General features: G+C 60.1%; 17 protein-coding genes and 1 tRNA gene. 9 read left to right on the forward strand and 9 right to left on the reverse strand.

Features of this window, described 5'->3' with window-relative positions; translation table 11 throughout:
• Both ACQ4OB_RS24145 and phaR read left to right on the forward strand, forming a co-directional pair.
• Positions 1–1,269 carry an OprD family porin gene (locus tag ACQ4OB_RS24145; RefSeq protein ID WP_207250617.1) on the forward strand — a complete coding sequence of 423 codons (1,269 nt, stop codon included), beginning with the start codon at positions 1–3 and terminating at the stop codon, positions 1,267–1,269.
• Positions 1,270–1,468: 199 nt separating this feature from the next.
• On the forward strand, positions 1,469–1,981 hold the full coding sequence (phaR, locus tag ACQ4OB_RS24150) for a polyhydroxyalkanoate synthesis repressor PhaR (RefSeq protein WP_074880686.1): 513 nt from the start codon (positions 1,469–1,471) through the stop codon (positions 1,979–1,981).
• A gap of 35 nt (positions 1,982–2,016) precedes the next feature.
• On the opposite strand, the gene phaP is transcribed toward phaR, so the two are convergent.
• Positions 2,017–2,586, reverse strand: coding sequence for a TIGR01841 family phasin (phaP, locus tag ACQ4OB_RS24155; RefSeq protein ID WP_074876602.1), 570 nt, complete (start codon positions 2,584–2,586; stop codon positions 2,017–2,019).
• A gap of 255 nt (positions 2,587–2,841) precedes the next feature.
• Here phaP and ACQ4OB_RS24160 point away from each other — a divergent pair, with 255 nt between their 5' ends.
• On the forward strand, positions 2,842–5,379 hold the full coding sequence (locus ACQ4OB_RS24160) for a DUF3141 domain-containing protein (RefSeq protein ID WP_430956585.1): 2,538 nt from the start codon (positions 2,842–2,844) through the stop codon (positions 5,377–5,379).
• A 24-nt stretch (positions 5,380–5,403) separates the two neighbouring features.
• Here the strand turns inward: ACQ4OB_RS24160 and ACQ4OB_RS24165 are convergent, their stop codons facing one another.
• The gene (locus ACQ4OB_RS24165; protein WP_102614687.1) at positions 5,404–6,441 is read right to left on the reverse strand and encodes an AraC family transcriptional regulator; all 1,038 of its coding nucleotides are present in this window, start codon (positions 6,439–6,441) and stop codon (positions 5,404–5,406) included.
• Positions 6,442–6,761: 320 nt separating this feature from the next.
• On the opposite strand from ACQ4OB_RS24165, the gene phbB reads away from it, so the two are divergent.
• The 5 genes from phbB (at position 6,762) to ACQ4OB_RS24190 (ending at position 12,736) form a co-directional block, all read left to right on the forward strand.
• Positions 6,762–7,508, forward strand: coding sequence for an acetoacetyl-CoA reductase (gene phbB / locus ACQ4OB_RS24170; RefSeq protein ID WP_074876595.1), 747 nt, complete (start codon positions 6,762–6,764; stop codon positions 7,506–7,508).
• A gap of 57 nt (positions 7,509–7,565) precedes the next feature.
• Complete coding sequence (locus ACQ4OB_RS24175; protein WP_430956586.1) at positions 7,566–8,744, forward strand: acetyl-CoA C-acetyltransferase; 1,179 nt, start codon at positions 7,566–7,568, stop codon at positions 8,742–8,744.
• 98 nt (positions 8,745–8,842) lie between these two features.
• Positions 8,843–10,546, forward strand: coding sequence for a class I poly(R)-hydroxyalkanoic acid synthase (phaC, locus tag ACQ4OB_RS24180; RefSeq protein ID WP_074876591.1), 1,704 nt, complete (start codon positions 8,843–8,845; stop codon positions 10,544–10,546).
• A 138-nt stretch (positions 10,547–10,684) separates the two neighbouring features.
• Entirely contained in the window at positions 10,685–11,338 is a 654-nt protein-coding gene (locus ACQ4OB_RS24185; RefSeq protein ID WP_074876589.1) for a hydrolase, read from the forward strand.
• Positions 11,339–11,404: 66 nt separating this feature from the next.
• Positions 11,405–12,736, forward strand: a complete 1,332-nt coding sequence (locus ACQ4OB_RS24190) for an OprD family porin (RefSeq protein WP_074876587.1) — start codon at positions 11,405–11,407, stop codon at positions 12,734–12,736.
• 9 nt (positions 12,737–12,745) lie between these two features.
• Here ACQ4OB_RS24190 and ACQ4OB_RS24195 read toward each other — a convergent pair.
• The 7 genes from ACQ4OB_RS24195 to fdnG form a co-directional block, all read right to left on the reverse strand.
• A tRNA-Sec gene (locus ACQ4OB_RS24195) sits at positions 12,746–12,841 on the reverse strand.
• A gap of 6 nt (positions 12,842–12,847) precedes the next feature.
• Entirely contained in the window at positions 12,848–14,755 is a 1,908-nt protein-coding gene (gene selB, locus ACQ4OB_RS24200) for a selenocysteine-specific translation elongation factor (protein WP_430956587.1), read from the reverse strand.
• Complete coding sequence (selA, locus tag ACQ4OB_RS24205; RefSeq protein ID WP_430956588.1) at positions 14,752–16,176, reverse strand: L-seryl-tRNA(Sec) selenium transferase; 1,425 nt, start codon at positions 16,174–16,176, stop codon at positions 14,752–14,754. Before selA ends, selB begins: the two co-directional genes overlap by 4 nt.
• Positions 16,177–16,252: 76 nt before the next feature.
• Positions 16,253–17,179: a formate dehydrogenase accessory protein FdhE gene (gene fdhE, locus ACQ4OB_RS24210; RefSeq protein ID WP_430956589.1), complete on the reverse strand. Its 927-nt coding sequence runs from the start codon at positions 17,177–17,179 to the stop codon at positions 16,253–16,255.
• Between the two features lie 4 nt (positions 17,180–17,183).
• Positions 17,184–17,837, reverse strand: coding sequence for a formate dehydrogenase subunit gamma (locus tag ACQ4OB_RS24215; RefSeq protein WP_430956590.1), 654 nt, complete (start codon positions 17,835–17,837; stop codon positions 17,184–17,186).
• Complete coding sequence (gene fdxH / locus ACQ4OB_RS24220; protein WP_430956591.1) at positions 17,834–18,769, reverse strand: formate dehydrogenase subunit beta; 936 nt, start codon at positions 18,767–18,769, stop codon at positions 17,834–17,836. Before fdxH ends, ACQ4OB_RS24215 begins: the two co-directional genes overlap by 4 nt.
• On the reverse strand, positions 18,770–21,835 hold the full coding sequence (gene fdnG, locus ACQ4OB_RS24225; RefSeq protein ID WP_139273398.1) for a formate dehydrogenase-N subunit alpha: 3,066 nt from the start codon (positions 21,833–21,835) through the stop codon (positions 18,770–18,772). It lies immediately after the preceding gene.
• 311 nt (positions 21,836–22,146) lie between these two features.
• On the opposite strand from fdnG, the gene ACQ4OB_RS24230 reads away from it, so the two are divergent.
• Positions 22,147–23,301 (forward strand): MalY/PatB family protein, encoded by a 1,155-nt coding sequence (locus ACQ4OB_RS24230; RefSeq protein ID WP_430956592.1) that lies wholly within the window; start codon positions 22,147–22,149, stop codon positions 23,299–23,301.
• The last annotated feature ends 82 nt before the right edge of the window (positions 23,302–23,383 follow it).

The following is a 23,383-nucleotide window of genomic DNA, read 5'->3' on the forward strand; positions in this document are numbered from 1 at the left end:
ATGGACCGCAACACCCGCACCCTCGCTACCCGACTGTTGCTGGCCGGCGGCGTCATCAGCCTCTCGGCCCCCGCCGCCGCTGACTTTGTCAAAGACAGCAAGGCCAGCCTTGAGCTGCGCAACTTCTATTTCAACCGTGACTATCGCCAGGACAACGCCGCCCAATCCAAACAAGAGGAATGGGCGCAGGGGTTCCTGCTGCGCTACGAATCGGGATACACCGACGGGTTGATCGGTGTCGGCTTCGATGCCATCGGCCTGCTCGGCGTCAAGCTCGATTCCAGCCCTGATCGCGCAGGTTCCGGCCTGCTTAAACGCCACCGTGACACGAGCAAAGGGGCGCAGGACGAGTACGGCGAACTGGGCCTGACCGCCAAAGTGCGCGCCTCAAAAAGCACACTGAAACTCGGCACGCTGCTGCCGAAACTGCCGACGGTACTGGCCAACGATTCACGGCTGTTGCCACAAACCTTCAAGGGCGGTCAGTTGACCTCGCTGGAACTCGAAGGCCTGACCGTGGATGCCGGGCGACTGACGCAAGTCAATCAGCGCGACTCCTCGGACTACGAGGACATGGGCATCACCCGTACCGGCGCCAAGGGCATCACCACGCGTCATCTCGACAGCGACAGCTTCGATTTCGCCAGCCTGAACTACAAATGGACCAGCAACCTCGCCACCGGCTACAGCTACGGCCACCTCGACAACTTCTACAGCCAGCACCTGGTCAACCTGACCTACGTCTTGCCAGTCACCACCGGCCAGTCGCTGAAGACCGATCTGCGCTTCGCCCGCTCCACGGACGATGGCGGCAGTAATGTCGATAACAATGCGATTGGCGCGATGTTCACCTACAACCTCGGCGGGCATGCGGTGGGCCTGGGTTATCAAGGCATGAGCGGCGACACCGGCTACGCCTACGTCAACGGCACCGATGCCTTCCTGGTGAACTTCGTGCAGATCGGCGACTTCGCCAGCAAGGACGAACAGTCCTGGCAGGCGCGCTACGACTACAACTTTGCGGCCATCGGCATTCCGGGCCTGACCTTCATGACTCGTTACCTCACCGGTGACAACATCGATCTGGGCGGCAATCGCCCCGAAGGCAAGGAATGGGAACGTGATACCGACATTGGTTATGTGGTGCAGAGCGGGCCGTTGAAGAATGTCGGGGTGAAGTGGCGCAACGCGACGGTGCGCTCGACCCACTTCGGCAGCGACCTGGATGAAAACCGGTTGATCGTCAGCTACACCTTGCCGATCTGGTAAGCAAGCCCTCCTCCCCCGATCGTTCCCACGCTCTGCGTGGGAATGCAGCCCGGGACGCTCCGCGTCCCTACAGCGGACGCAGAGCGTCCATTGATGCATTCCCACGCGGAGTGGGAACGATCGGTACCCGCTAATCCGCGGCAGGGGCCAGAGTAGGTTAAGATGCCGGCAAACCAGGCCCGCCGCGAGACGCCCCCGCATGACTGACACCACCCCCCGCCTGATCAAGAAGTACCCCAATCGCCGACTGTATGACACCCACACCAGCAGTCATTTGACGCTGGCGGACATACGCCAGTTGGTGGTCGACAAAGTTGCCTTTCAGGTGGTCGATGCCAAGAGCGGCGAGGACCTGACCCGCAGCATCCTGCTGCAAGTGATCCTGGAAGCTGAAAGCGGCGGTGAGCCAATCTTCACTACCGAAATGCTGATGGGGATTATCCAGTTCTACGGCCCTTACCAGGGCGTACTCGGCAGCTATCTGGACAAGAGCATTCAAACCGTGATCGACATCCAGTCCCAGACCGGCGCACAGTCGTCCGAGGCCTGGAGCGACTTCATGCACCAGCAGGCGCCGGTGATGCAGGACCTGATGCGCCAATATGTCGACCAGTCAAAGGCGCTGTACCTGAACACCCAGAACCTGTTCGGCATGTTCGGCGGCAAGCCCGGAGCCGATGGCGGGACGAAAAAAAATGGCGATGGGGAATAAACCCATCGCCATTGGTGCTGCTTATCTAATGTGACTTACTTGTTACCGCTGGTAGCCTTGGCACTTGCTTCTGAAGCAGCTTTGGTGGCCGTGGCAGTCGCTGCGTCGAAACTGGTCTGAGCCACATCGGCAGCCTGTTTTACGGCTTTCTGTGCGCTTTCGAACACAGTACCGGCGTTCGCCAGGCTCGACTTGAACGCGGCCACAACAGGCTCGGAGCCGGCAGGTGCATTCTTGCTGATGGTTTCAACGAACTCTTGCACCTGTTGGGTGCCCGCTTCGACCTGGCTTGAGGTCAATTTGGCGATGTCCGACTGAGTACCGACGATCAGTGCTTGAACCTGGCGATTGAACTCGGCCAGACGTTCGGTCTGCGCACTCGGCTGGGTGAAAGAAGCCTGCAGCTCGGCGAAACCTTGTGGATCACGCACGGCCAGCAACTTGCGAACGCCTTCGAAGTGCTCTTCTGTGGAGTCGCGCAGTGCCTTGAACTGCAACTGGCTGAGCTGTTCAACGCTGGCGAAGACTTTGCCGCTGATTTGCTGCAAAAGGTCGAGGTTGGCTTTCTGAGCGGTTTGCAGTTTTTCCGAATTGAAAAAAGACATGCTTGAATCTCCTGGTGCTGGAAGGCCCTGATGAGCCTGAGGACGCGATAGCGATCCGGCCAGTCATCGCGTTAGCCTTGATATTGCAGTGCACAAAACTATTTGGCAACGTGTATTTTTGTGCGGTGCAAAATAAACTTTGCTAATGCCCTCCTTATACGCTGTAAACTCCTGATCATCGAACGGCCAGGCCAGCCCTCTTTAACTTAAGGGGTCTGATGGGCCGGTTCCCATGCACAGCGTCAGGAGATCACGATGGGTCAGGAATTAAATATTGCGCTGCAAGATGAAGAGTTCTCCGAGCCCGCCGGCTTGTTCGAACACCTGAATCATCTGCAACGCCTCAATACCCGTAACGTCCTCGACGCCGTGCAGAAGCGCCAGGCAAAAACCTTCGCGCCTTTAAGCCTTGGGCAACTCCGACAGCCAACGCCTGCTGACTGGCAGGAATACTTCACGGACCTCGGCCAACGCAGCGTGTTGTTCTGGGACACCTTGCGTCAGCGCGGCGATAACACCTTGGCCCACGAACGCGCCGGGTATCCGCTGCTGCTCAAGTTCAATCATGAAACGCTGGTCGCCGGTGAAGACCTGCCCCGCCCGGTCAACTATTCGTTGTTGCAAATCCTCGGCGGTCCTGGACAACAGATCGACAGCAAGAAACAGCCGGTGATCATCATCGATCCCCGCGGCGGTCACGGCTCGGGCATCGGCGGTTTCAAACAGGATTCGGTGATCGGCGAAAGCCTGAGAGCCGGCCACCCCACCTACTTCATCTCCTTCAGTCACTCGCCCCGCCCAGGGCAAACCCTTGCTGATATCACCGACGCCCAAGCGCGGTTCATCGAAGTCGTCAGCGCCCGGCATCCAGACAGCGCCAAACCAGTCGTCATTGGTAATTGCCAGGCGGGCTGGGCGTTAATGGGCCTCGCGGCCACCCGGCCGGAGCTGCCGGGGCTGATCATCGTCAACGGTGCGCCGTTGTCATACTGGGCCGGCGTCAATGGCCGCAATCCGATGCGCTACACCGGCGGTTTGCTGGGCGGTGGCTGGATGGCGCGGCTCGGTAGCGATCTGGGCAATGACCGTTTCGACGGCACCTGGCTAGTCAGCAATTTCGAAAACCTGGACCCGGCCAACACCTTTTGGGGCAAGTACTACCACCTGTTCAGCGAAGTCGACAGCGAGGCCGCACGCTTTCTGGACTTCGAACGCTGGTGGGGCAGCCCGACCCTGCTTAATGGCGAAGAGATCGAGATGATTGTCGACGACCTGTTCATCGGCAATCAGCTGTCCGGTGGTCTCGGGCGCAAGAGCAGCGGGCTTGATCTCAAACTGATCGAAGTGCCGGTGGTGGTGTTCTGCTCGTATGGTGACAACATCACCTCCCCGCAGCAGGCACTGGACTGGATCACCGACGTCTACCCCAGCGATCTCGCGTTGCAAAATGCCGGACGCACCATCGTTTACCTGCGACACGCGAGCATCGGTCACCTGGGCATCTTCGTGTCCGGTGACGTGGCGCGGCGTGAACACCGTGAATTGCTTGGTGCGGTCGACGCAATTAACGCACTGTCAGCCGGGCTGTATGAAATGCTGATCGACGACCTGCCGGAGCACTCGGCGACGCCATATGCCGTGCGTTTCGAGCGCCGGCGTATCGCCGACATCCATGGCGAAGTGAAGCCGCCCCGTGATGATGATCGCGAATTCGCCCTGGTGCAGCGCGCGTCCGCCATCAACAACAGCGTTTACGACGAATGCATACGTCCGTGGTTGCGCCAGCTGATCAACGAACCAAGCGCCGAAATGCTGCGCCGGGCGCATCCTTTCCATCAGCAACAAGTGGCCTGGAGCAGTTTGAACCCGGCGCTCTGGTGGCTGGCAGGCAGCGCCGCCCAAGTGAGCAAGGATCGTCACCCCGCCAGCCAGAACAACCCGTTGCTGGTCTGGCAGGAACTGTTTTCCAATCAGGTGCAGGATGCCTTGAACGGTTATCGCGACCTGCGTGATGCGGCTCAGGAAATGTGTTTCTACGGCGTGTATGGCGTACTCAACAGCCTCACTGGCAATGCTCCCGGGCGAAATCTTCAGGAACATGCCGAGCAGCACGACAAGGTGTTGATCGAGCGTTTGCAGGATGCCCTGCCCCTCGGCGGCCTGATGGAAGCCTTGATACGGATCCTGTTCCTGCTGGGCCGCGACAGCGACGAGCCGGGCAAGGAAAGTGTCGAAAAATTGATCCTGCAACTGCAAGTGTTGCTTCAGGACTACAGTGCCGAGCCGCTTGATTTGCGCGAAACCCTGCGCCTGCAAAAACTGCTGGTCGCCACCCATCCGCAAGAAAGCCTGCACAGCCTGCCCTTGATGCTTGCCGAGGTCGAAGAACGCCAGCAAGTACTCGCGGCCGTCGCCAACTTGCTGCCGGAACTGCTGACCAAAGGCGCAGACAACCTCTTCTGGCGTGAACTGCACACGCTGCTCGAGGTGCCAATGCCTGGTTTCAGCCTGACTCAACCACCCGGTGAAGCCGATGCCAGCGTAGAGAAAGTGCCGGTGGTTACCCCTGAGCCGATCAAGCAGAAAGCCCCAGTGGCAACCCCGGAGCCAATCAAGCAGATCACCCCGCTGGAAATCCCCAAGCCAATCAAACAGAAAACCCCGGTCGTCATCCCCGAGCCAATCAAGCGGAAAATACCCGCAGTGACCCCAGACCCCATCGCCAAGGTTGCCAGTCCAGCGCGCCAACCTGCCAAGGGCAAGAAAGGCGTGAAAAAACCTCCGGTGAAATAACGTTGAGCACCGAGGAAGACCGCGTCAGACCGACGCGGCTTCCTTGATTTCAAACGATTCATCGGCCCGATACTGACCGGGCGTCATGCCAAACCAGCGGCTACAGGCTTTGTTGAAACTGCTGTGATCATGAAAACCAAGGAGATACGCGACATGCTTCATGTTGAAGTGAGAATGGCGCAGGTAGAAATCGGCGAGTTGCCGGCGAACATCGTTCTGCACGTCCTTGAATTGCGTCCCTTCCTTTTCCAGCGCGCGTTGCAGCGTCCGCTTGCTGATGTTCAATGCCGCCGCGATCGACTCCATGTCGCACTGCCCCTGGCCCTGGCTCAAGCGCTCGGTAATCAATGCGCGAATCCTGCTGACAATGCAAAAACCAAACAGCAGGTCCAGTTGAGCCTCGGCAAAACTGTCATGCAGCACCGCCAATGTTTCATTGGCCATGCTCAACGGACGCATCAGTTCCTGACCATCAAACAAAATGCTGTCGAAAGGCGCGTCGAAATGCAGGTCGCAGCCAAACAGCCGACGATGCTCGGTGGTGTCTTCAGGTTCGGGATAGGTGAATCCCACGCTCAAGGGTTGCGGTGCGTTGCCGCCCGCCAGCTTACGACAGAAGCCCAGCAATGAAGCCAGCGCTGCATCGGTGTATTGGCGAGGTTTGACCGAACCTTTTTGTTGATGATCGAAGCCGGAAAGCCGGTAGTTCTGCTGTTCCGATGTAAAGAAAAGGCTGAAGCCGGTACCAATCAACGGACTGAAACGGACCAGTCGTTCAAGGGCTTTTTTCAGATTCAGACTGGACATCATGGTGTAGCCGACGATCTGAAAGCTGCCGGGATGGAAACTTCCATAGGCCTTCAAGCCGATGTCTGGATCACCCGAGGCCCGAGCGGCCAGATCCCATAGTCGATAGATTGCCCTTCGCTCGCAAAACGCTCCTGGCTTGTTCGCAAGCTTCATGTCTAGTTCAGCCTCCTGGCACAGACTGGCAACATCCAGTCCTTGAGCCAAGAGCGTATTTACCAACACGCTGGCATAGCCTGAACTCATTCTATACATGGCGTCCTCAATGACCTGTGGAACCGAACATCCTGTCCGGAGCCATAACTGATCTGCGATGAATCAAAACTCTAACGGGTTGTTTCGTTGCCAATATTGATCCCAGTATAGGTACTCCTCACTTTTAGCCAGTATTTCAGGCCGGTCGTCGCCTTGTAGCAGTGGCCGATGAGCGACGAGACGACGACAGAAAGTTCCGTTGCGCTTCGGGCATGGCACCGTTGGACACCAGACCGTCACCTCTCAACACTTCCGCACACCCCGCCAATACCGAACAATCCCCCATCTTGCAGCGCAAAATACAAAAAGGAAGAGTGCATATGAAGTCGCTTGGTCGTATTGCGTTGGTCACGGGTGGTATGGGTGGGATTGGCACTGCGATTAGCCAGCGCCTGTACAAGGAAGGATTCAAGGTCATCGTGGGCTGCAGCTCCGATTCCCCCCGCAAGAAAGAATGGATGGCGAGCCAACAGGAGGCGGGTTATCAATTCGAATGCATCTATGGCGACATCACCGATTGGGAATCAACGCGCAAAGCGTTCGAAATGGCACGTGAGCAATTCGGTCCGATCGATGTATTGGTCAACAACGCCGGGATCACGCGTGATGCGTCCTTTCGCAAGCTGACGCCCGAAGACTGGAACGCGGTCATCGGCACCAACCTCAGCGGCCTGTTCAACACCACCAAACAGGTGATTGAAGGGATGTTGACCAAGGGTTGGGGACGGGTCATCAACATCTCCTCGATCAACGGTCAGCGCGGCCAGTTCGGCCAGACCAACTACAGCGCGGCCAAGGCCGGCATCCATGGTTTCACCATGGCCCTGGCGCGGGAAGTATCCGGCAAGGGCGTGACCGTCAATACCGTTTCCCCAGGCTACATCCAGACCAGCATGACCGCGGCCATTCGCCAGGACATTCTCGACACCATGATCGCGGCCACACCGGTCGGGCGTCTCGGCCAACCAGAAGAAATCGCCTCCATCGTGGCCTGGCTGGCTTCCGATGAATCGGCCTACAGCACCGGGGCCGACTTCTCGGTCAACGGCGGCATGAACATGCAATAGACCTGTCAGGGCATGGACGCCCTGCTTTCGCTCGACAACATCTTAATGAGGTCACGCATGAACGAAGTCGTAATCGTAGCCGCTACTCGTACCGCCATTGGCAGTTTTCAAGGTGCCTTGTCCGCGATTCCAGCCACCGAGCTGGGCGCGGCGGTCATTCGCCGTTTGCTGGAAGAGACCGGTCTGGACGGCTCGCAGATCGATGAAGTGATCCTCGGCCAGGTACTCACCGCAGGCTCGGGGCAAAACCCGGCACGCCAGACGGCGATCAAGGCCGGCCTGCCTCATACCACCCCTGCCCTGACCCTGAACAAGGTCTGCGGCTCGGGCCTCAAGGCGGTCCAGCTGGCGGTCCAGGCCATCCGTTGCGGCGACGCCGAACTCATCATTGCCGGCGGTCAGGAAAACATGAGCCTGGCGCCTTATGTTCTGCCCAAGGCCCGTACCGGTTTGCGCCTGGGTCATGCGCAACTGCAAGACAGCGTGATTCAGGACGGTTTGTGGGACGCCTTCAACGACTACCACATGGGCATCACCGCCGAGAACCTGGCACAAAAATACGAACTGAGTCGCGAAGACCAGGACGCTTTCGCCGCGGCCTCGCAACAGAAAGCCGCTGCGGCCATCGAAGCAGGCTACTTCAAGCGTGAAATCACCCCGATCCTGATCCCTCAGCGCAAGGGTGAGCCGCTGGTCTTCGATACTGATGAACAGCCGCGTCCGGGCAGCACCCTGCAAGCGCTGGGCAACCTCAAACCCGCGTTCCAGAAAACCGGCAGCGTGACCGCCGGTAACTCGTCGACTCTCAACGACGGCGCCGCCGTGCTATTGCTGGCCAGCGCCGCCAAGGCCCTGGCCCTCGGCTTGCCGGTACTGGCGCGGATCAAGGCTTACGCGAGCGCTGGCGTGGACCCCTCGATCATGGGGATCGGCCCGGTCCCGGCCACCCGCTTGGCATTGACCAAAGCCGGCTGGAGCCTGGACGACCTCGACCTGATCGAAGCCAATGAAGCGTTCGCCGCGCAATCACTGGCCGTCGGCAAGGAGCTGGGTTGGGACACCAGCAAAGTCAACGTCAACGGCGGCGCGATTGCCCTGGGTCATCCGATCGGCGCATCGGGTGCGCGAATCCTGGTGTCGCTGTTGCACGAGCTGATTCGTCGCGACGGCAAAAAAGGCTTGGCTACGTTGTGCATCGGTGGCGGCCAGGGCGTCAGCCTGGCCATCGAGCGCTAGAAGAAACACAGGACTGCTTGCTTGACTGCTAACGCGGCGCCGAAGTCCGGCGCCGCGGTTTTTTTCAGCCCGGTTTACTGATGTGGGCAAGGAGTTCCATGGACAATAACTCGCATACTTTCAACACCTTCTGGTCAGGCCAGGTTCCGTTCATTGCCTCCTTTGCAGTGCAACAGCTACGTCTCTGGGTCAGCACCAATCCGTGGTTTACCGGCCAGGACTACAACGCGTGGTTTGACCTGCCGCGCAGCACCCTGGACAGCCTTCAATCGGACTACCAACAGCAATGGGGCGCACTCGGCCAGCAACTGCTGACCGGTCAGCCATTCAGCTTCGAGGATCGGCGTTTTGCCAGCGGCAACTGGAGCCAGCCCCTGTTTGGCTCGCTCGCCGCGTTTTATCTGCTCAACGCCGGGTTCCTGCTCAAGCTGCTGGACAAGTTGGCGATCCCGGACAAAAAACCGCGCCAGCGCCTGCTCTATCTGGTGGAACAAGCCATCGCCGCCGGCGCGCCGAGCAATTTCCTGGCGAGTAATCCCGATGCGTTGCAACGTGTCGTCGATACCCAGGGCAGTAGCCTCCTCACCGGCCTGTTGCACCTGGCCAGCGACCTGCAAGAAGGCAAGATGCGCCAGTGCGACGCTGGTGCATTCAAAGTCGGTGTCGATCTCGCCAACACCCCTGGCGAAGTGGTGTTCGAGAACGAACTGTTCCAGCTGATTCAGTATTACCCGCAAAGCGAAACCCAATACCGGCGCCCGGTGTTTGTCGTGCCGCCGTCCATCAACAAGTACTACATTCTCGACTTGCGCCCGGACAACTCGATGGTTGCTCATCTGTTGAAACAAGGGCATCCGGTGTTTCTGATGTCGTGGCGCAACTTCGACCAGGAGCACGCCGCCACCACTTGGGATGACCTGATCGAAACCGGCATCATCAAAGGCCTGCAAGTGACCCGCGAGATTAGCGGCGAGCAACGGCCCAATTGTGTCGGCTTCTGCATTGGCGGCACCTTGTTGAGTTCGGCGCTGGCGGTCCTGGCGGCGCGCGGCGACCGCGAGATTGGCAGCGTGAGCCTGTTGACCACCTTCCTTGACTACCTCGATACCGGCCCTATCGACATTTTTGTCGACGAACAATTGGTGGCCTACCGCGAGCGCACCATCGGCGGCCAGGATGGGCCCATCGGCCTGTTCAAGGGCGAGGACATGGGCAATACCTTCTCGCTGCTGCGGCCCAACGACTTGTGGTGGAACTACAACGTCGACAAATACCTCAAGGGCCAGAAACCGATCCCCCTCGACCTGCTGTTCTGGAACAACGACAGCACCAACCTGCCGGGGCCGATGTATTGCTGGTATCTGCGCCACACCTATCTGCAGAACGACCTGAAATCCGGTGAGCTGGACTGTTGCGGGGTCAAGCTGGACCTGCGTGCCATCGATGCTCCGGCGTACATCCTCGCCACCCATGACGATCACATCGTGCCGTGGCGAAGCGCTTACGCCAGCACCGAGTTGCTTTCCGGGACCAAGCGTTTTGTGCTGGGCGCATCAGGGCATATCGCCGGGGTGATCAACCCGCCGGCCAAGGAAAAACGCCACTACTGGACCAACAACCGGGTCACCAAGAACCCGGAAACCTGGTTCAAGAACGCCCAGCAACATTCCGGTAGCTGGTGGAATGATTGGTTCGTCTGGCTGGCTGAACAGTCCGGCGAACGCCAGCCCTCGGTGCTGCACACCGGCAACGCGCAATACCCGGCAATCGAGTCGGCGCCGGGGCGTTATGTGATGCAGTGATCGATAAGCCCGCGCGATAACCACTATCGTGCGGGGGCTCTTTCTTCACCATCCCCGTAAAAACAGCACATACATTCAATATCCTCACGGCAATCCCGGCAACCATGTCCTCCTCACTCACACCGTAAGGACATTGTCATGGCCATCGCAAAAGCTGCTCCCGGCAAAACCCTGCTGACCCCGTCCGACCACACCCTGATCATGATCGATCACCAGTCGCAGATGTCCTTTGCGACCAAGTCAATTGACGCCGTCACCCTGCGCAACAACGCTGCACTTGTGGCCAAGGCCGCGCGGGGCTTCAAGGTCTCGACCATCCTGACCACCGTCGCCGAGAAGAGCTTTTCCGGGCCGATCTTCGACGAAATCAAGTCAGTGTTTCCGGAACACAATGTCATCGACCGTACCAGCATGAACACCTGGGAAGACGAGCGCATTGCCGTCGAAGTCAACGCGTTCGGCAAACAGAAAATCGTCCTCGCCGGTCTGTGGACCTCTGTGTGCATCGTGGGCCCGGCACTGTCGGCCATCGACCAGGGTTTCGAGGTTTACGTGATTGCCGATGCCTGTGGCGACGTCAGCACCGAAGCCCATGAAATGGCGATGCAGCGCATGATCCAGATCGGTGCCCGCCCAATGACCTCGCTGCAATACCTGCTTGAACTCCAGCGCGACTGGGCACGTACTGAAACCTATGACGAAACGGTGAAAACCTCGATTGCGAACGGAGGTTCCTACGGTCTTGGCCTGATCTACGCCAAAACCATGTTCGGTGCTTCGGAAGGCCATTAAGCGGTTTTCCTATAAAAAGCGAGTGACTGCGGACATTCCGCAGTCACTGCTGCCGGTGATTGACCGATGAAGTTTGGTAAGCGAGACCTTTGCGTCAGGTTCCCCATCTGGTTATCGGTGCTCTTCGCCGGTACCGCCGGGACAGCCATGGCTGATGAATTTGCACAAGGGTTTATGGACAGAGCGACGCTTGAGGTGCTCAGCCGAAATTTCTACCTCAACAGTGAAGACCAATCCCCCTCACCTGGAGACAAACGCTCCAAAAAAGAGTGGGCTCAAGGATTTATCAGCGCTTTTGAATCCGGTTTCACACCTGGCACGCTTGGGTTTGGTCTCGACGCCCATGCCTTTGTGGGGCTGAAGCTGGATGGCGGCAAAGGACATTCCGGGACGGGATTGTTGCCCGTGGATGATGACGGTCGTAGCGAAGACAACTATTCCAGTGGTGGCGGCGCGCTGAAAATCAGAGCCTCCCGAACGACCTTGGCGTTCGGTGAAATGATGGTGGAAACCCCGGTATTCGACACCGCGGACAAGCGTCTGCAACCGGAGTACGCCACAGGATTACTGCTAAACAGCCACGAAATTGAAGGCGTCAATCTGGTTGCCGGTCATTTCACCGCGTTCAAGAACCAGGACAGTTCTTCGGGCAAGGGCAACTTCTACGGCTACGGCGCCAACACCGAGGCCGGAGGCATTACGTTTCTCGGCACCGACCTGTTCACCCAACGTCCAGTCGGCGGCGCGCTCTATGCCTCAGAACTCAGCGACACCTGGCATCAGTACTACGCCAACCTGCACCTGAAGCAGCCTGGGGTATTCCTCGACGCCAATCTCTACCACACGCAGGACGCCGGCAAAGCGCTGGCTGGTGCCATCGACAACACCGCGTTCAGCCTGTCGGGCAAGTACACCGTCGATGCGCATGCCTTCACCCTGGCCTATCAAAAAATCAATGGCGACACGCCGTTCGATTTTGTCGGTGGAGACTCGATCTACCTGGCCAACTCGATCAAATACGCCGACTTCAACGGCGCCCATGAACGCTCATGGCAAGCACGCTACGACCTCGATTTGAGCGCTTTCGGGATTCCCGGCCTGAACTTCATGACGCGTTACGTCATGGGCAGCCAAATCGACGGCACCCATGCGCCCAAGGGCGGCGCCTACAACCTTTTCGATGACTCAGTCGATGAATACGTGCCTCAACAAGGCGATGGCGGACGGCATTGGGAACGCGACATAGACCTGCGTTACATCGTGCAGTCCGGCGCGGCCAAAGGACTGTCCGTGCAGCTGTCCCATGTTTCGCATCGAGCCAACACAGCCCAGGCGGGGGATGATATCGATAGGGTTTATGTGGTCATCCAGTACCCGCTGAGCTTCGGGCATCTCTGATGGGGAAAATGGCGGAAGGCAGCCGGAGTCGAACCTGCCCGGGAACGGATGCCGTCCCCAACCGGGTTTGAAGCCCGGCCGCGCCACCGGGCGCGATTGCCTTCCTTGAAATCAGTGATCGGTGCGTTGGGCCAGGGCATTGTCGAGGCGCAGATGGCGCTTGTCGCCAAACCGTCGCGTCAGGCCGATCCGGTCGAAGTATTCGAGAATCTGGATGCTACGCTTGCGACCCAGGCCCACGGCATCACGAAACGCCGTGACCTGAATCACCGGGTTTTGCGCGGCCAGTTGCACAAGCATAGCCGCCAAACGGCGGATCATCGTGTCGGTGTAGAACAGGTCGCGGACGACTTGATGCAGCAATCCCAACCTGGCCATCTTGCACAACAGCAAGCGCACGGCCGCCTCCTCATGGCCAAGATCGCGCACCCATGGCGGATCAAAACCAGCCTGTTCGAACAACGGTTGCAAGTGCTGCCACAGGGCTTCGTCGGCTTCGCTCAAACGCACTTGATGGTCAGGCAAATGCAACCAGGGTCCGCTGGCGGCAAGGGCACCGCTGGCGAGTAATTCGTCGAGCAGGCTGATGAACGTCGGACGCTCCAGCGCTGTGCCGCTGAACCGCCGCAGGCGATCCCGGTCCGGGCCCATTTGATCCGGTTCCAGTTGATGAAAACGGGCGAGGTGGTCCAGCAACGGCGCTTTCAGCGCGTCCCAGCGGGCCGCACTGAACAGCAACGGGCCTTGGCGGGTGTCGATCAGGCGCACGTCATCGGGCAAAACCCAGGTGTTGCGGGGGCGGTTGAACTGACGCTCCAGACGCCGCGGGTCGAACCCGGTGTCGCTGTTGGCCAATAACGCCGGCAGGATCTCCTCCAACGCATTGCCTGTGGCGAGGGCGTGTAACTGCGCCAACCGTTCGGGGCTGCGGCGTTGTCGGGTCGGTGCAAACGGGTCGAGCACCCGCGCGCCGCCAAGGGTGCGTTGGGCGCTCTGGTCCCGCAGGATCAATGGATCGCCCTTCACGACCTGTACCGGCGCGTTCAACAGCAGCTGCGCGAACATCCGTTCACCCGGCATGAGACGGGTGCCTTCCAGCAATGCCACCCGGCTGGTGACATCCTGAGTTCCCACGTGAACATGCACAGGCTGAAAATGCTCGAAGGCTTTGGGTTCGCTGGCCAACAATTGCAGCTCGATATCCACTCGCTGGGTCGGCGCGTACAGCCACTCGGCCGACAGCCATTGACCGCGATGGATCTGCTCCAGGGCCAAGCGTTCGCCACTCAGGTTCAACGCGACGCGCTGTCCGGCCATTGCGATCTCGGCCGCCCGATTCTGCGCATGCAGCCCGCGCACGCGAACGGGTTTGCCCAGCGGGCCGAGCATCAGCGTATCGCCCACGGCCACCACGCCAGACAACGCAGTGCCGGTCACCACGATACCGACGCCGGCGACGCTGAAGGCACGATCGATCGCCAGGTGAAAACCGCCAAGGGTGCTGCGTTGAAGCACTTCACGTTGCGCCGCGAGCAGGGCCTGTCGCAGCGTCTCGATGCCCTCCCCGGTCACACTCGACAGCGCAATCTGCGGCGCGTCGGCATAAGGCCCCGGTGCCAGCAATGTCTGGACCTGATCGCGAACGGCTTGCACTCTGGACGGTTCGACCCGGTCGCATTTGCTGATCGCCACCAGCGCCCGAGGGATGCCCAGCAGTTCAACGATGGCCAGGTGTTCGCGGGTCTGCGGCATGACGCCATCGTCGGCCGCGACCACCAGCAACACCAGATCAATGCCCTGGGCCCCCGCCAGCATGTTGTGGGTGAAGCGCTCATGACCGGGCACGTCGATAAAACCGGTCAGGGGCGCATGGGGTTCCAGCGCTGCGTAGAGGTAGCCGAGGTCGATGGTCATGCCGCGTTCACGCTCTTCCCGACGCCGGTCGCCGAGCAGGCCGGTCAGTGCCTGGAGCAAGGCCGTCTTGCCGTGGTCGATGTGCCCTGCGGTGCCGACGATCACGCTAGGGTGCCTGCAATCTGATCGAGTTGCGCCAGCCACGCTGGCTCATCGTCCAGTTGCCGCAAATCCAGCCACAACGCATCGTCATCAATGCGCCCGAGCACTGGAATCGGCAACGCACGCAGGACAGCTTCCAGGCCATGCAGCTGCCGTCCACGAAGACGTTTGGAGACGTGCGGTCGCAGGCATAACGCGGCACTGGGCAATCGCGCCACCGGTTGGCTGCCGCTGCCGATCATCCCCAGCGCCGGGACTGCGCGGACGCTCCAGCCGTCGCCCAAGGCTTTGGCCAGCGAAGGTTGCAGACGCTCAGCCTGGGCGAGGATGTCCGCCTGCGGTCGGGTCAACAGGCGCAAACTCGGCAGCCGCTCAGCCAGACGATCAGGGTCGCGGTACAAGCCCAACACCGCTTCGAGGGCAGCGAGGGTCAGTTTGTCGACCCGCAAGGCGCGTTTGAGTGGGTTCTTCTTGATCTTCGCAATCAAGTCTTTGCGGCCGACAATCAACCCGGCCTGGGGGCCACCCAGCAGTTTGTCGCCGCTGAAGGTGACGATGTCAGCGCCATCGCTCAGCGCCTGGCGCACCGTGGGTTCGGCGGGCAAGCCCCAGCGCGTCAGGTCCAGCAGGCTGCCGCTGCCGAGGTCTTCAAGCAATGGCAAACCGTGTTGATGCGCGAGTAGCGCCAACTCGGCGGTCGGCACCCGCGCGGTGAAGCCTTCGATGTTGTAGTTGCTCGCATGGACGCGCATCAGCAAACCGCTACGTGGGCCAATGGCCGCCTCGTAATCCCGGGCATGAGTGCGATTGGTGGTGCCGACTTCGTGGAGCCTGATCCCCGCCCTGGCCATGATGTCGGGAATGCGGAAGGCGCCACCGATTTCGATCAATTCGCCCCGGGAAATGATGCCTTCCTTGCGCGCGCCCAGACTGTTGAGCGCCAGCAACACCGCAGCGGCGTTGTTGTTGACCACCGTCACCGCCTCGGCGCCGGTCAGCTCGCGGATCAAGCCTTCGATCAGGTCATCACGGTCGCCGCGCTGGCCGCTGTTCAGATCGAATTCCAGGTTAAGCGGATAGCGGGCCGCCCTTTGCACCGCTTCGATGGCTTCCTCCGGCAACAACGCTCGCCCCAGATTGGTGTGCAGCACCGTGCCGGTGAGGTTGAACACCCGGCGCACATTGCTGCGATGCTGAAAGGCCAAGCGTTCACCCGCCCTGCCCGCCAACGCTTCAGGCGCGATTTCAATGGCGTCGAGTTGCCCTGAAAGCACCGGCTCACGCAAGTCATCGAACAATTGCCGCAGGCTGGCCAGCAGGGCGTCACGCCCGTAACGCTCGGCCAATGGCTGACAGGCGCGATGACGCAGCAAGCTGTCGATAGAAGGCAGCCGCAGGGTTGAGCTGGCGGATCTGGAAGACATCAGGCGCTCCCGCAAACGTTGACCGTCGCGCCTGAGTGTAGCTGCTGGGCTCGGAGGGATAGCTTAAAGGGATAGCTCAGTCACCTCCCGGCGCCAGCAACAGATTAGGCGCCGGACGCTGGTAGCCTTCCTGCTCCAGGCGCATGTCCAGCAACAGGCTGGTCAGGTCCGTGGAGAGCGCTTCGGCCTCGGCGTCGTTTTCCAGGTAAAGCAGTTTCAGGTAGCTGCGGCAGCCGGGGCAGACCTCCGCGCGAATGGGTGCCTGATTGGCAGCGTGGCGGTCGTCATCGAGGCTGACGTATTCAAGGCCTTTGCTTTGTTCGCAATACACGCATTTGACCCGCACCACATGCCATTCGCAGGCACACAGCGAGCACACCAGATACCGCAAGCCGTTGTACTTGCCGCGGTGGCGAATCACCCCGGCCATGGCTGGCGAACCGCAGGCCGGGCACTGACTGAGGCTGTCACCGGGTTTCAACGCAAGGTCCGGCGTGCTCAGCAACCAATGACTCCAGGCTACTTGCAACGCCGCGCCGAGAAACGGCACCACGGCGGCGGGCAGCAAGGTGAACTGGCCGCTGACCAGCGCAATCGCCCAGGCCTTGCGCTGCCCGACGTTGGCGCTGCGCAACATCGCCACGGCTTTTTCCACGGCAGGTTGCGGCGGTGGCTGGTAACGCTGCAACAGGGCTTCGAGGTAAGGCAGCCAATGGTCTTCGCGCACCAGGCTGTCGGCAGCGAACGGCGGCAAGCCGTGTTGCTGGCACACGCGCCTACGTTCGGGATCGGGCATGGCGGTGACGGGCGGCTCGTCCAGCAGCCCCTGCTGCACGTGGCACAGGCCGGTCACCAGCCGCAGGTAATCGGCCAGCGGATGGCCGTCGACCAGACGCTCCAGGCGCAAGGCGCGCAAAGTGAACAAATTGTTCGGTGGCAGGTGCAGAAACGGCGGCGAGCTCGCCGCCGCTTCGATCTCGCCAGGCTCAAGAATCGTCGCCAAGGGGTTATCCTTTTTTGCTGATCGGCCGGTCGGGGTGCTCGTCGCGGGTCACTTCGCGGTACCAGAGTTCATGGTGTCTCCTCGCCCAGGCGCGGCTGACCCAGCCATGCGTCATGGCGCTGACCGACCCCCTGATCCAGATGCCGGCATAGATGTGAACGATGATGCTCAGCACCAGGATCAAACCGGCCAACGCATGCAGCAGCATGGCCCAACGAATGCTGGTGATGCCGAAGTACTCGCTGAAATACTCGCGCCAGATCACCAAGCCGCTGAACAACAGCACCAGCATGCACATCAGCAAGATCCAGAACAGCAGCTTCTGCCCCGGGTTGTATTTGCCGATCGCGGGCACGCCCTCTTCTTCGTTGCGGATCACCCGCCCGACACGTCGCAGCCACAAGCGATCGTTGGTGATAAAAATGTTCGCCCGGAAAAATTGAATCACCAAGCCCAGGAACAGGACGAACATCACCACGCCCATGAACGGGTGCAGAATGCGCGTCCACGGGCCGCCGCCAAACAGGTTGCTCAGCCAGAACAGCGCCGGGTGGAACAACGCCAGCCCCGACAGTGCCGCCATCAAGAAGAAAATCGCCACCAGCCAGTGATTGGTGCGCTGGTTCGAGGTGTAGCGCAGGATCTGTCTGCGGATCATGGTCTGTCCTCCTCGCGCGGATCAAAGGTATGTACCGACGGATCGACTTCATGCACCGCAGGGTCAACAGTGGTCGGCAGTTCGTCCTCCTCGACCAATTGCGGCCCGACCCGCACGTAGTGGAAGAACCCGGCCAGCACGGCCAAGCCCATAGCCAGCAATCCCAAGGGTTTGCTCACGCCTTTCCACAGGTCCACCAGCGGACTGATGGTCGGAGCGCTCGGCAGGCCGGCATACAACTTCGGTGTGTCGGCGTGGTGCAACACGTACATGACGTGGGTGCCGCCGACACCTTCGGGGTCATACAGGCCAGCATTGTCGAAGCCACGACTCTTGAGGTCGACGATCCTTTCGGCCGCATGATCTTTCATGTCTTCCTTGGTGCCGAACACAATGGCGCCCGTCGGGCAGGTTTTGACGCAGGCCGGCTCCAGCCCCACCGCCACGCGGTCCGAGCACAATGTGCATTTGTAGGCCTTGTGATCCTTTTGCGAGATTCGCGGGATATCGAACGGGCAACCGGTGATGCAATACCCGCAGCCGATGCAATGGTCCTGGTCGAAATCGACGATGCCATTGGCGTGCTTGATGATCGCCCCCGGACTCGGGCACGCGGCCAGGCAACCGGGCTCGGCGCAGTGCATACAGCCGTCCTTGCGAATCAACCACTCCAGATTGCCGGCGGCGGTTTCGTGTTCGGTGAAGCGCATCAAAGTCCAGGTATCTGCGCTCAGGTCCCGGGGGTTGTCGTAGGTGCCGAGGTTGTGACCGACCTCGTCGCGCAGTTCGTTCCATTCCGAGCAGGCGACCTGACACGCCTTGCAGCCGATGCACTTGGTGGTGTCGATCAGCTTGGCCACTTCCTCCTGGTTGCGCACCGAGGACGGGACGGTCGTGGTGGCCGAACGGGCGATGATGTCTTGGCTGGCCATTTAGACTTTCTCCACGTTGACCAGGAATGACTTGGATTCCGGGGTCTGAGTGTTGCCATCGCCGAGGAACGGCACCAGGGTGTTGGTCAGGTAACCGTGGCGCGTGAGCCCGGTAAAACCCCAGTGCAGCGGGATACCGATCTGATGCACCACCTGATTGTTGACCTGCAGCGGACGAATCCGCTTGGTCACCACCGCCACCGCTTCTATGTGCCCACGCTTGCAACTGACACGAACCCGGTCGCCAGCGACGATGCCTTTTTCCTTGGCCAGCACTTCACCGATCTCGACGAACTGCTCGGGTTGGGAAATCGCGTTGAGCTCGCAATGCTTGCTCCAGAAGTGGAAATGCTCGGTCAGCCGGTAGCTGGTCGCGGCATAGGGATAGTCCTTGGCTACGCCTAAGGTCTCCCAGACCGAATCGAAGATCCGCGCCGCTGGGTTGCTGGTGGCTTTCTTGTTTTGCGGGTGCAACGGGTTGATCCCGATCGGCGTTTCGAACGGTTCGTAGTGCTCGGGGAAAGGTCCTTCGTTCATCTTGTCGACGGCAAAGAACCGCGCCACGCCTTCGGGGTTCATGATGAACGGATTCATCCCGGCTTCCGGTGGCGAGTCGGACTTGAAGTCAGCCACATCGGTACCACCCCAGGATTTACCGTTCCACCACACCAGGCGTTTTTTCTCGTCCCACGGCTTGCCTTGCGGGTCGCACGAAGCGCGGTTGTAGAGAATCCGCCGATTCGCCGGCCAGGCCCAGGCCCAGCCCTGGTGTTGCTTCATGCCATACGGATCGCTGTTGTCGCGCCGGGCCATCTGGTTACCCGCCTCTGTCCAGCTGCCGCAGAAAATCCAGCAACCGGAAGCCGTGCTGCCGTCGTCCCTGAGCAGGCCGAAACCGGCCAGTTGCGCGTTGCCCTTGATCGTCGCGCCGCTAGCGTCGGTAAAGTCGGCGGTGGCATAGCCGTTGATTTCCTTGGCCAGCTCTTCCGGCGAGGGCTCTTCGGCGATTTTGTAGGGCCAGGACAGTTTGAGGATCGGCTCGGCATAAGCGCCGCCGTTGGCCTGGTAACGCTGACGCAGACGGATAAACAGCTCGCTCATGATCCGTATATCGGTGCGCGCTTCGCCTGGGCCGTCGGCGCCTTTCCAGTGCCATTGCAGCCAGCGGCTGCTGTTGACCAGCGAGCCGTCTTCTTCGGCGAAACAAGTGGTGGGCAGGCGAATCACTTCGGTCTGGATGCCGGCGGTTTCAACGTCGTTGTACGGCCCGACATTGCGCCAGAACTCCGAGGTCTCGGTGGCCAGCGGGTCCATCACCACCAGCCACTTGAGCTTGGCCAGCGCCGCCATTACCCGGTTTTTGTCGGGTAGCGCGGCGATGGGGTTGAAGCCCTGACACATGTAGCCGTTGACCTTGCCCTGGCTCATCAGGTCGAACACTTTGAGGATGTCGTAGTTCGGGATGTCGAGTTTCGGCAGATAGTCAAAAGCCCAGCGGTTTTCCAGCGTGGCGTTCGCGCCGTACCAGGCTTTCATCAGGCTGACGTGGAACTTGCCGTAGTTCTGCCAATAGGACAGTTGCCCCGGCCGCAACGGCAGTTGCGTGCGTTTGGTGATATAGGCGCTGTAATCCTGCTCCGCATCCTGCGGCAACGTCAGATAACCCGGCAGCGCATTTGACAGCAAGCCGAGGTCGGTCAGCCCTTGGATGTTGGAGTGCCCGCGCAAGGCATTGACGCCCCCGCCCGGCATGCCGACGTTGCCCAGCAGCAATTGCACCATGGCGGCGCTGCGAATGATCTGCGAACCGATCGAGTGCTGAGTCCAGCCCAGCGCGTAGAGAATCGTCATGGTCTTGCCCGGTTGCGAGCAAGTGGCGATTTCTTCCCAGATCTTCTGCATGGCATCGACGGGCATGCCACAAATCTGGCTCGCCAGTTCGATGGTGTAGCGGCTGTAATGGGTCTTCATCAATTGATAGACGCAACGCGGGTCGTGCAGGGTCGGGTCGACTTTGACAAAGCCGTCATCACCGATTTCATAACCCCAGCCAGACTTGTCCGTGTAGATGCGTTTGGCCGCGTCGTAGCCGCTGAAGATCCCGTCCTCGAAGCCAAACCCGGCTTTAACGATGAATGACACGTCGGTATAGGCGCGTACGTACTCGTGCTGGATTTTGTTTTCGGTCAGCAGGTAATTGATCAGCCCGCCCATGAAGGCGATGTCGGTGCCGGTGCGGATCGGCGCGTAATAGTCGGCCACCGAGGCGGTCCGGGTAAAACGCGGATCGACCACGATCAAGCGTGCCTTGTTGTGCGCCTTGGCTTCAGTCACCCATTTGAAGCCGCACGGGTGCGCTTCTGCTGCGTTGCCGCCCATCACCAGGATCAGATTCGCGTTACCGATATCGGTCCAGGTATTGGTCATGGCACCACGGCCGTACGTCGGGGCAAGACTTGCCACCGTCGGGCCGTGTCAGACACGCGCCTGGTTATCGAACCCCAGCATGCCGAGACTGCGAATGACTTTGTGGGTGATATAACCCGCTTCGTTGGACGACGCCGAGGCCGCGAGGAAACCGGTGGTCAGCCAGCGGTTCACCGTTTGGCCCTGGGTATTCTTCTCGATGAAGTTGGCGTCGCGGTCGGCCTTCATCAGGTCGGCAACGCGATTGAGCGCTTCATCCCAGGAGATGCGCGTCCACTCGGTGGTGCCGGGTTTGCGCACCTCTGGGTATTGCAGGCGGCCGGGGCTATGAATGAAATCCAGCAGGCCGGCACCTTTGGGGCACAAGGTGCCGCGATTGACCGGGTGGTCGGAATCGCCTTCGATGTGAATGATGTTTTGCGCGACGTTCTTCGCAGCATCGCCCTGGCTGTACATGATCAAGCCGCAGCCGACCGAGCAATACGGGCAGGTGTTGCGGGTTTCATGGGTGTGGGCAAGCTTGAAGTGGCGCACCTGCTCGGCGAAGGCAGTCGCGGGGGCCATGCCCAGCGCGCCGAGGCTCGAGCCCGCAAGGCCGATACCAGCGACCTTGAAGAACTGACGACGGTTGAGGTCCATCGTGCACTCCTGTCAGGTGGAGACCCGGTATTTTTGCCGGGTTTTTCTGGACAATCACGGTTGTGGCAGTCTGGCTGCCGACACTTGAAACTGTAGACAATGTTAGAACTGACTGTGTGAAAACCGACCATCGGGCAATCCCAAGGCGTAAGCCATCACACACCCTGTGGGAGTGAGCCTGCTCGCGATAGCGGAGTGTCAGTCACCATAGATGCTGACTGTTGTGACGCCATCGCGAGCAGGCTCGCTCCCACAGTGGCTTGGCGCTTATCATTGCCCCACGTTCAACCCCGCTTTTTATGAGACTGAGCATGACTTTCGATTTTGATCAGGTGTTCGACCGCCACAACACCGGCAGTACCAAATGGAGCCGTTACCCGGCCGACGTGTTGCCGATGTGGGTGGCCGACATGGACTTCTGCGCACCGCCGGTGATCATCCAGGCCCTGCAAAAACGTCTGGAACACCCGATGCTCGGCTACAGCGTGGCCCAGGATGACTTGCGCAATGCCATCGTCGCCGACCTCTGGAACAAGTACGCCTGGCGCGTATTGCCTGAGGAACTGATTTTCCTGCCGGGCGTGGAATCGGGGTTCAACATGGCGCTGAATGCGCTGGTGCAGCCGCAACAAAACGTTGTGGTGCAGGTCCCGAACTACCCGCCGCTGCGCCATGCGCCGGGGCACTGGGGGCTGAACAAGGTTGAACTCGAATTCGACGCGTTGGCGGACGGCACTTACGCCACGCCACTCGATGCCCTGAATCGGGCGCTGACCGGTGGCGGTGCGCTGCTGCTGAGCAACCCGCACAACCCGCTAGGCAAAGTCTTCCCGCGAGAAGAACTGCAAGCGGTTGCCAACATCTGTCTGGAACAGGACGCCTGGATCATCTCTGACGAGATTCATGCCGAGTTGTGTTTCGACGGGCGCGTGCACATTCCGACGGCTTCCCTGAACCCGGAAATCGCCAAGCGCACCATCACGCTGATGTCGGCGAGCAAGGCCTACAACATTGCCGGGCTGAAAACATCGTTCATGATCATTCAGGACTCGGCGTTGCGTGCAAAGGTCAACCACGCCCGCTGCGGCATGGTCGACAGCGTCAACCCGTTGGGCATGGAAGCGACGCGCGTCGCCTACAGCGAAGCCGGCCCTTGGCTGGCCGGGTTGAAGGCATATCTGCAAGGCAATCGGGATTATCTGGTGGACGCGGTCAACACCCGACTGCCGGGAGTGACCATGAATATCCCGCAAGGCACATACCTGGCGTGGCTCGATTGCTCGGCGCTGGGACTGGAGAGCCCGCAGCAGTTTTTCCTTGAACAGGCCAAGGTCGGTTTGAGCCCTGGCCTGGATTTCGGCGATGCCAACAAACAGTTCGTGCGCCTGAATTTCGGCTGCCCACGGTCGTTGCTGGAAGAAGGCATTGCGCGGATGGAACGCAGTTTGCTCAATCGCAAAGCCTGATGATGATCGTTCCTACGCTCCGCGTGGGAACGATCAGCGACAAGAGTGACATCCCGGAAATCCAACCGAACTCAAGGCAAAA

It is taken from the genome of Pseudomonas sp. ES4 (assembly GCF_050586665.1).
In the GTDB taxonomy this organism is placed as follows: domain Bacteria; phylum Pseudomonadota; class Gammaproteobacteria; order Pseudomonadales; family Pseudomonadaceae; genus Aquipseudomonas; species Aquipseudomonas frederiksbergensis.

Coding starts and splice junctions, on each gene's coding strand:
- ACQ4OB_RS24145 (WP_207250617.1), top strand. CDS start 1: ATGGACCGCAACACCCGCACCCTCGCTACCCGACTGTTGCTGGCCGGC.
- phaC (WP_074876591.1), top strand. CDS start 8,843: ATGGACAATAACTCGCATACTTTCAACACCTTCTGGTCAGGCCAGGTT.
- ACQ4OB_RS24160 (WP_430956585.1), top strand. CDS start 2,842: ATGGGTCAGGAATTAAATATTGCGCTGCAAGATGAAGAGTTCTCCGAG.
- ACQ4OB_RS24190 (WP_074876587.1), top strand. CDS start 11,405: ATGAAGTTTGGTAAGCGAGACCTTTGCGTCAGGTTCCCCATCTGGTTA.
- phaP (WP_074876602.1), bottom strand. CDS start 2,586: ATGTCTTTTTTCAATTCGGAAAAACTGCAAACCGCTCAGAAAGCCAAC.
- phbB (WP_074876595.1), top strand. CDS start 6,762: ATGAAGTCGCTTGGTCGTATTGCGTTGGTCACGGGTGGTATGGGTGGG.
- ACQ4OB_RS24175 (WP_430956586.1), top strand. CDS start 7,566: ATGAACGAAGTCGTAATCGTAGCCGCTACTCGTACCGCCATTGGCAGT.
- ACQ4OB_RS24230 (WP_430956592.1), top strand. CDS start 22,147: ATGACTTTCGATTTTGATCAGGTGTTCGACCGCCACAACACCGGCAGT.
- selA (WP_430956588.1), bottom strand. CDS start 16,176: ATGTCTTCCAGATCCGCCAGCTCAACCCTGCGGCTGCCTTCTATCGAC.
- ACQ4OB_RS24215 (WP_430956590.1), bottom strand. CDS start 17,837: ATGATCCGCAGACAGATCCTGCGCTACACCTCGAACCAGCGCACCAAT.
- ACQ4OB_RS24185 (WP_074876589.1), top strand. CDS start 10,685: ATGGCCATCGCAAAAGCTGCTCCCGGCAAAACCCTGCTGACCCCGTCC.
- ACQ4OB_RS24165 (WP_102614687.1), bottom strand. CDS start 6,441: ATGTATAGAATGAGTTCAGGCTATGCCAGCGTGTTGGTAAATACGCTC.
- phaR (WP_074880686.1), top strand. CDS start 1,469: ATGACTGACACCACCCCCCGCCTGATCAAGAAGTACCCCAATCGCCGA.
- fdxH (WP_430956591.1), bottom strand. CDS start 18,769: ATGGCCAGCCAAGACATCATCGCCCGTTCGGCCACCACGACCGTCCCG.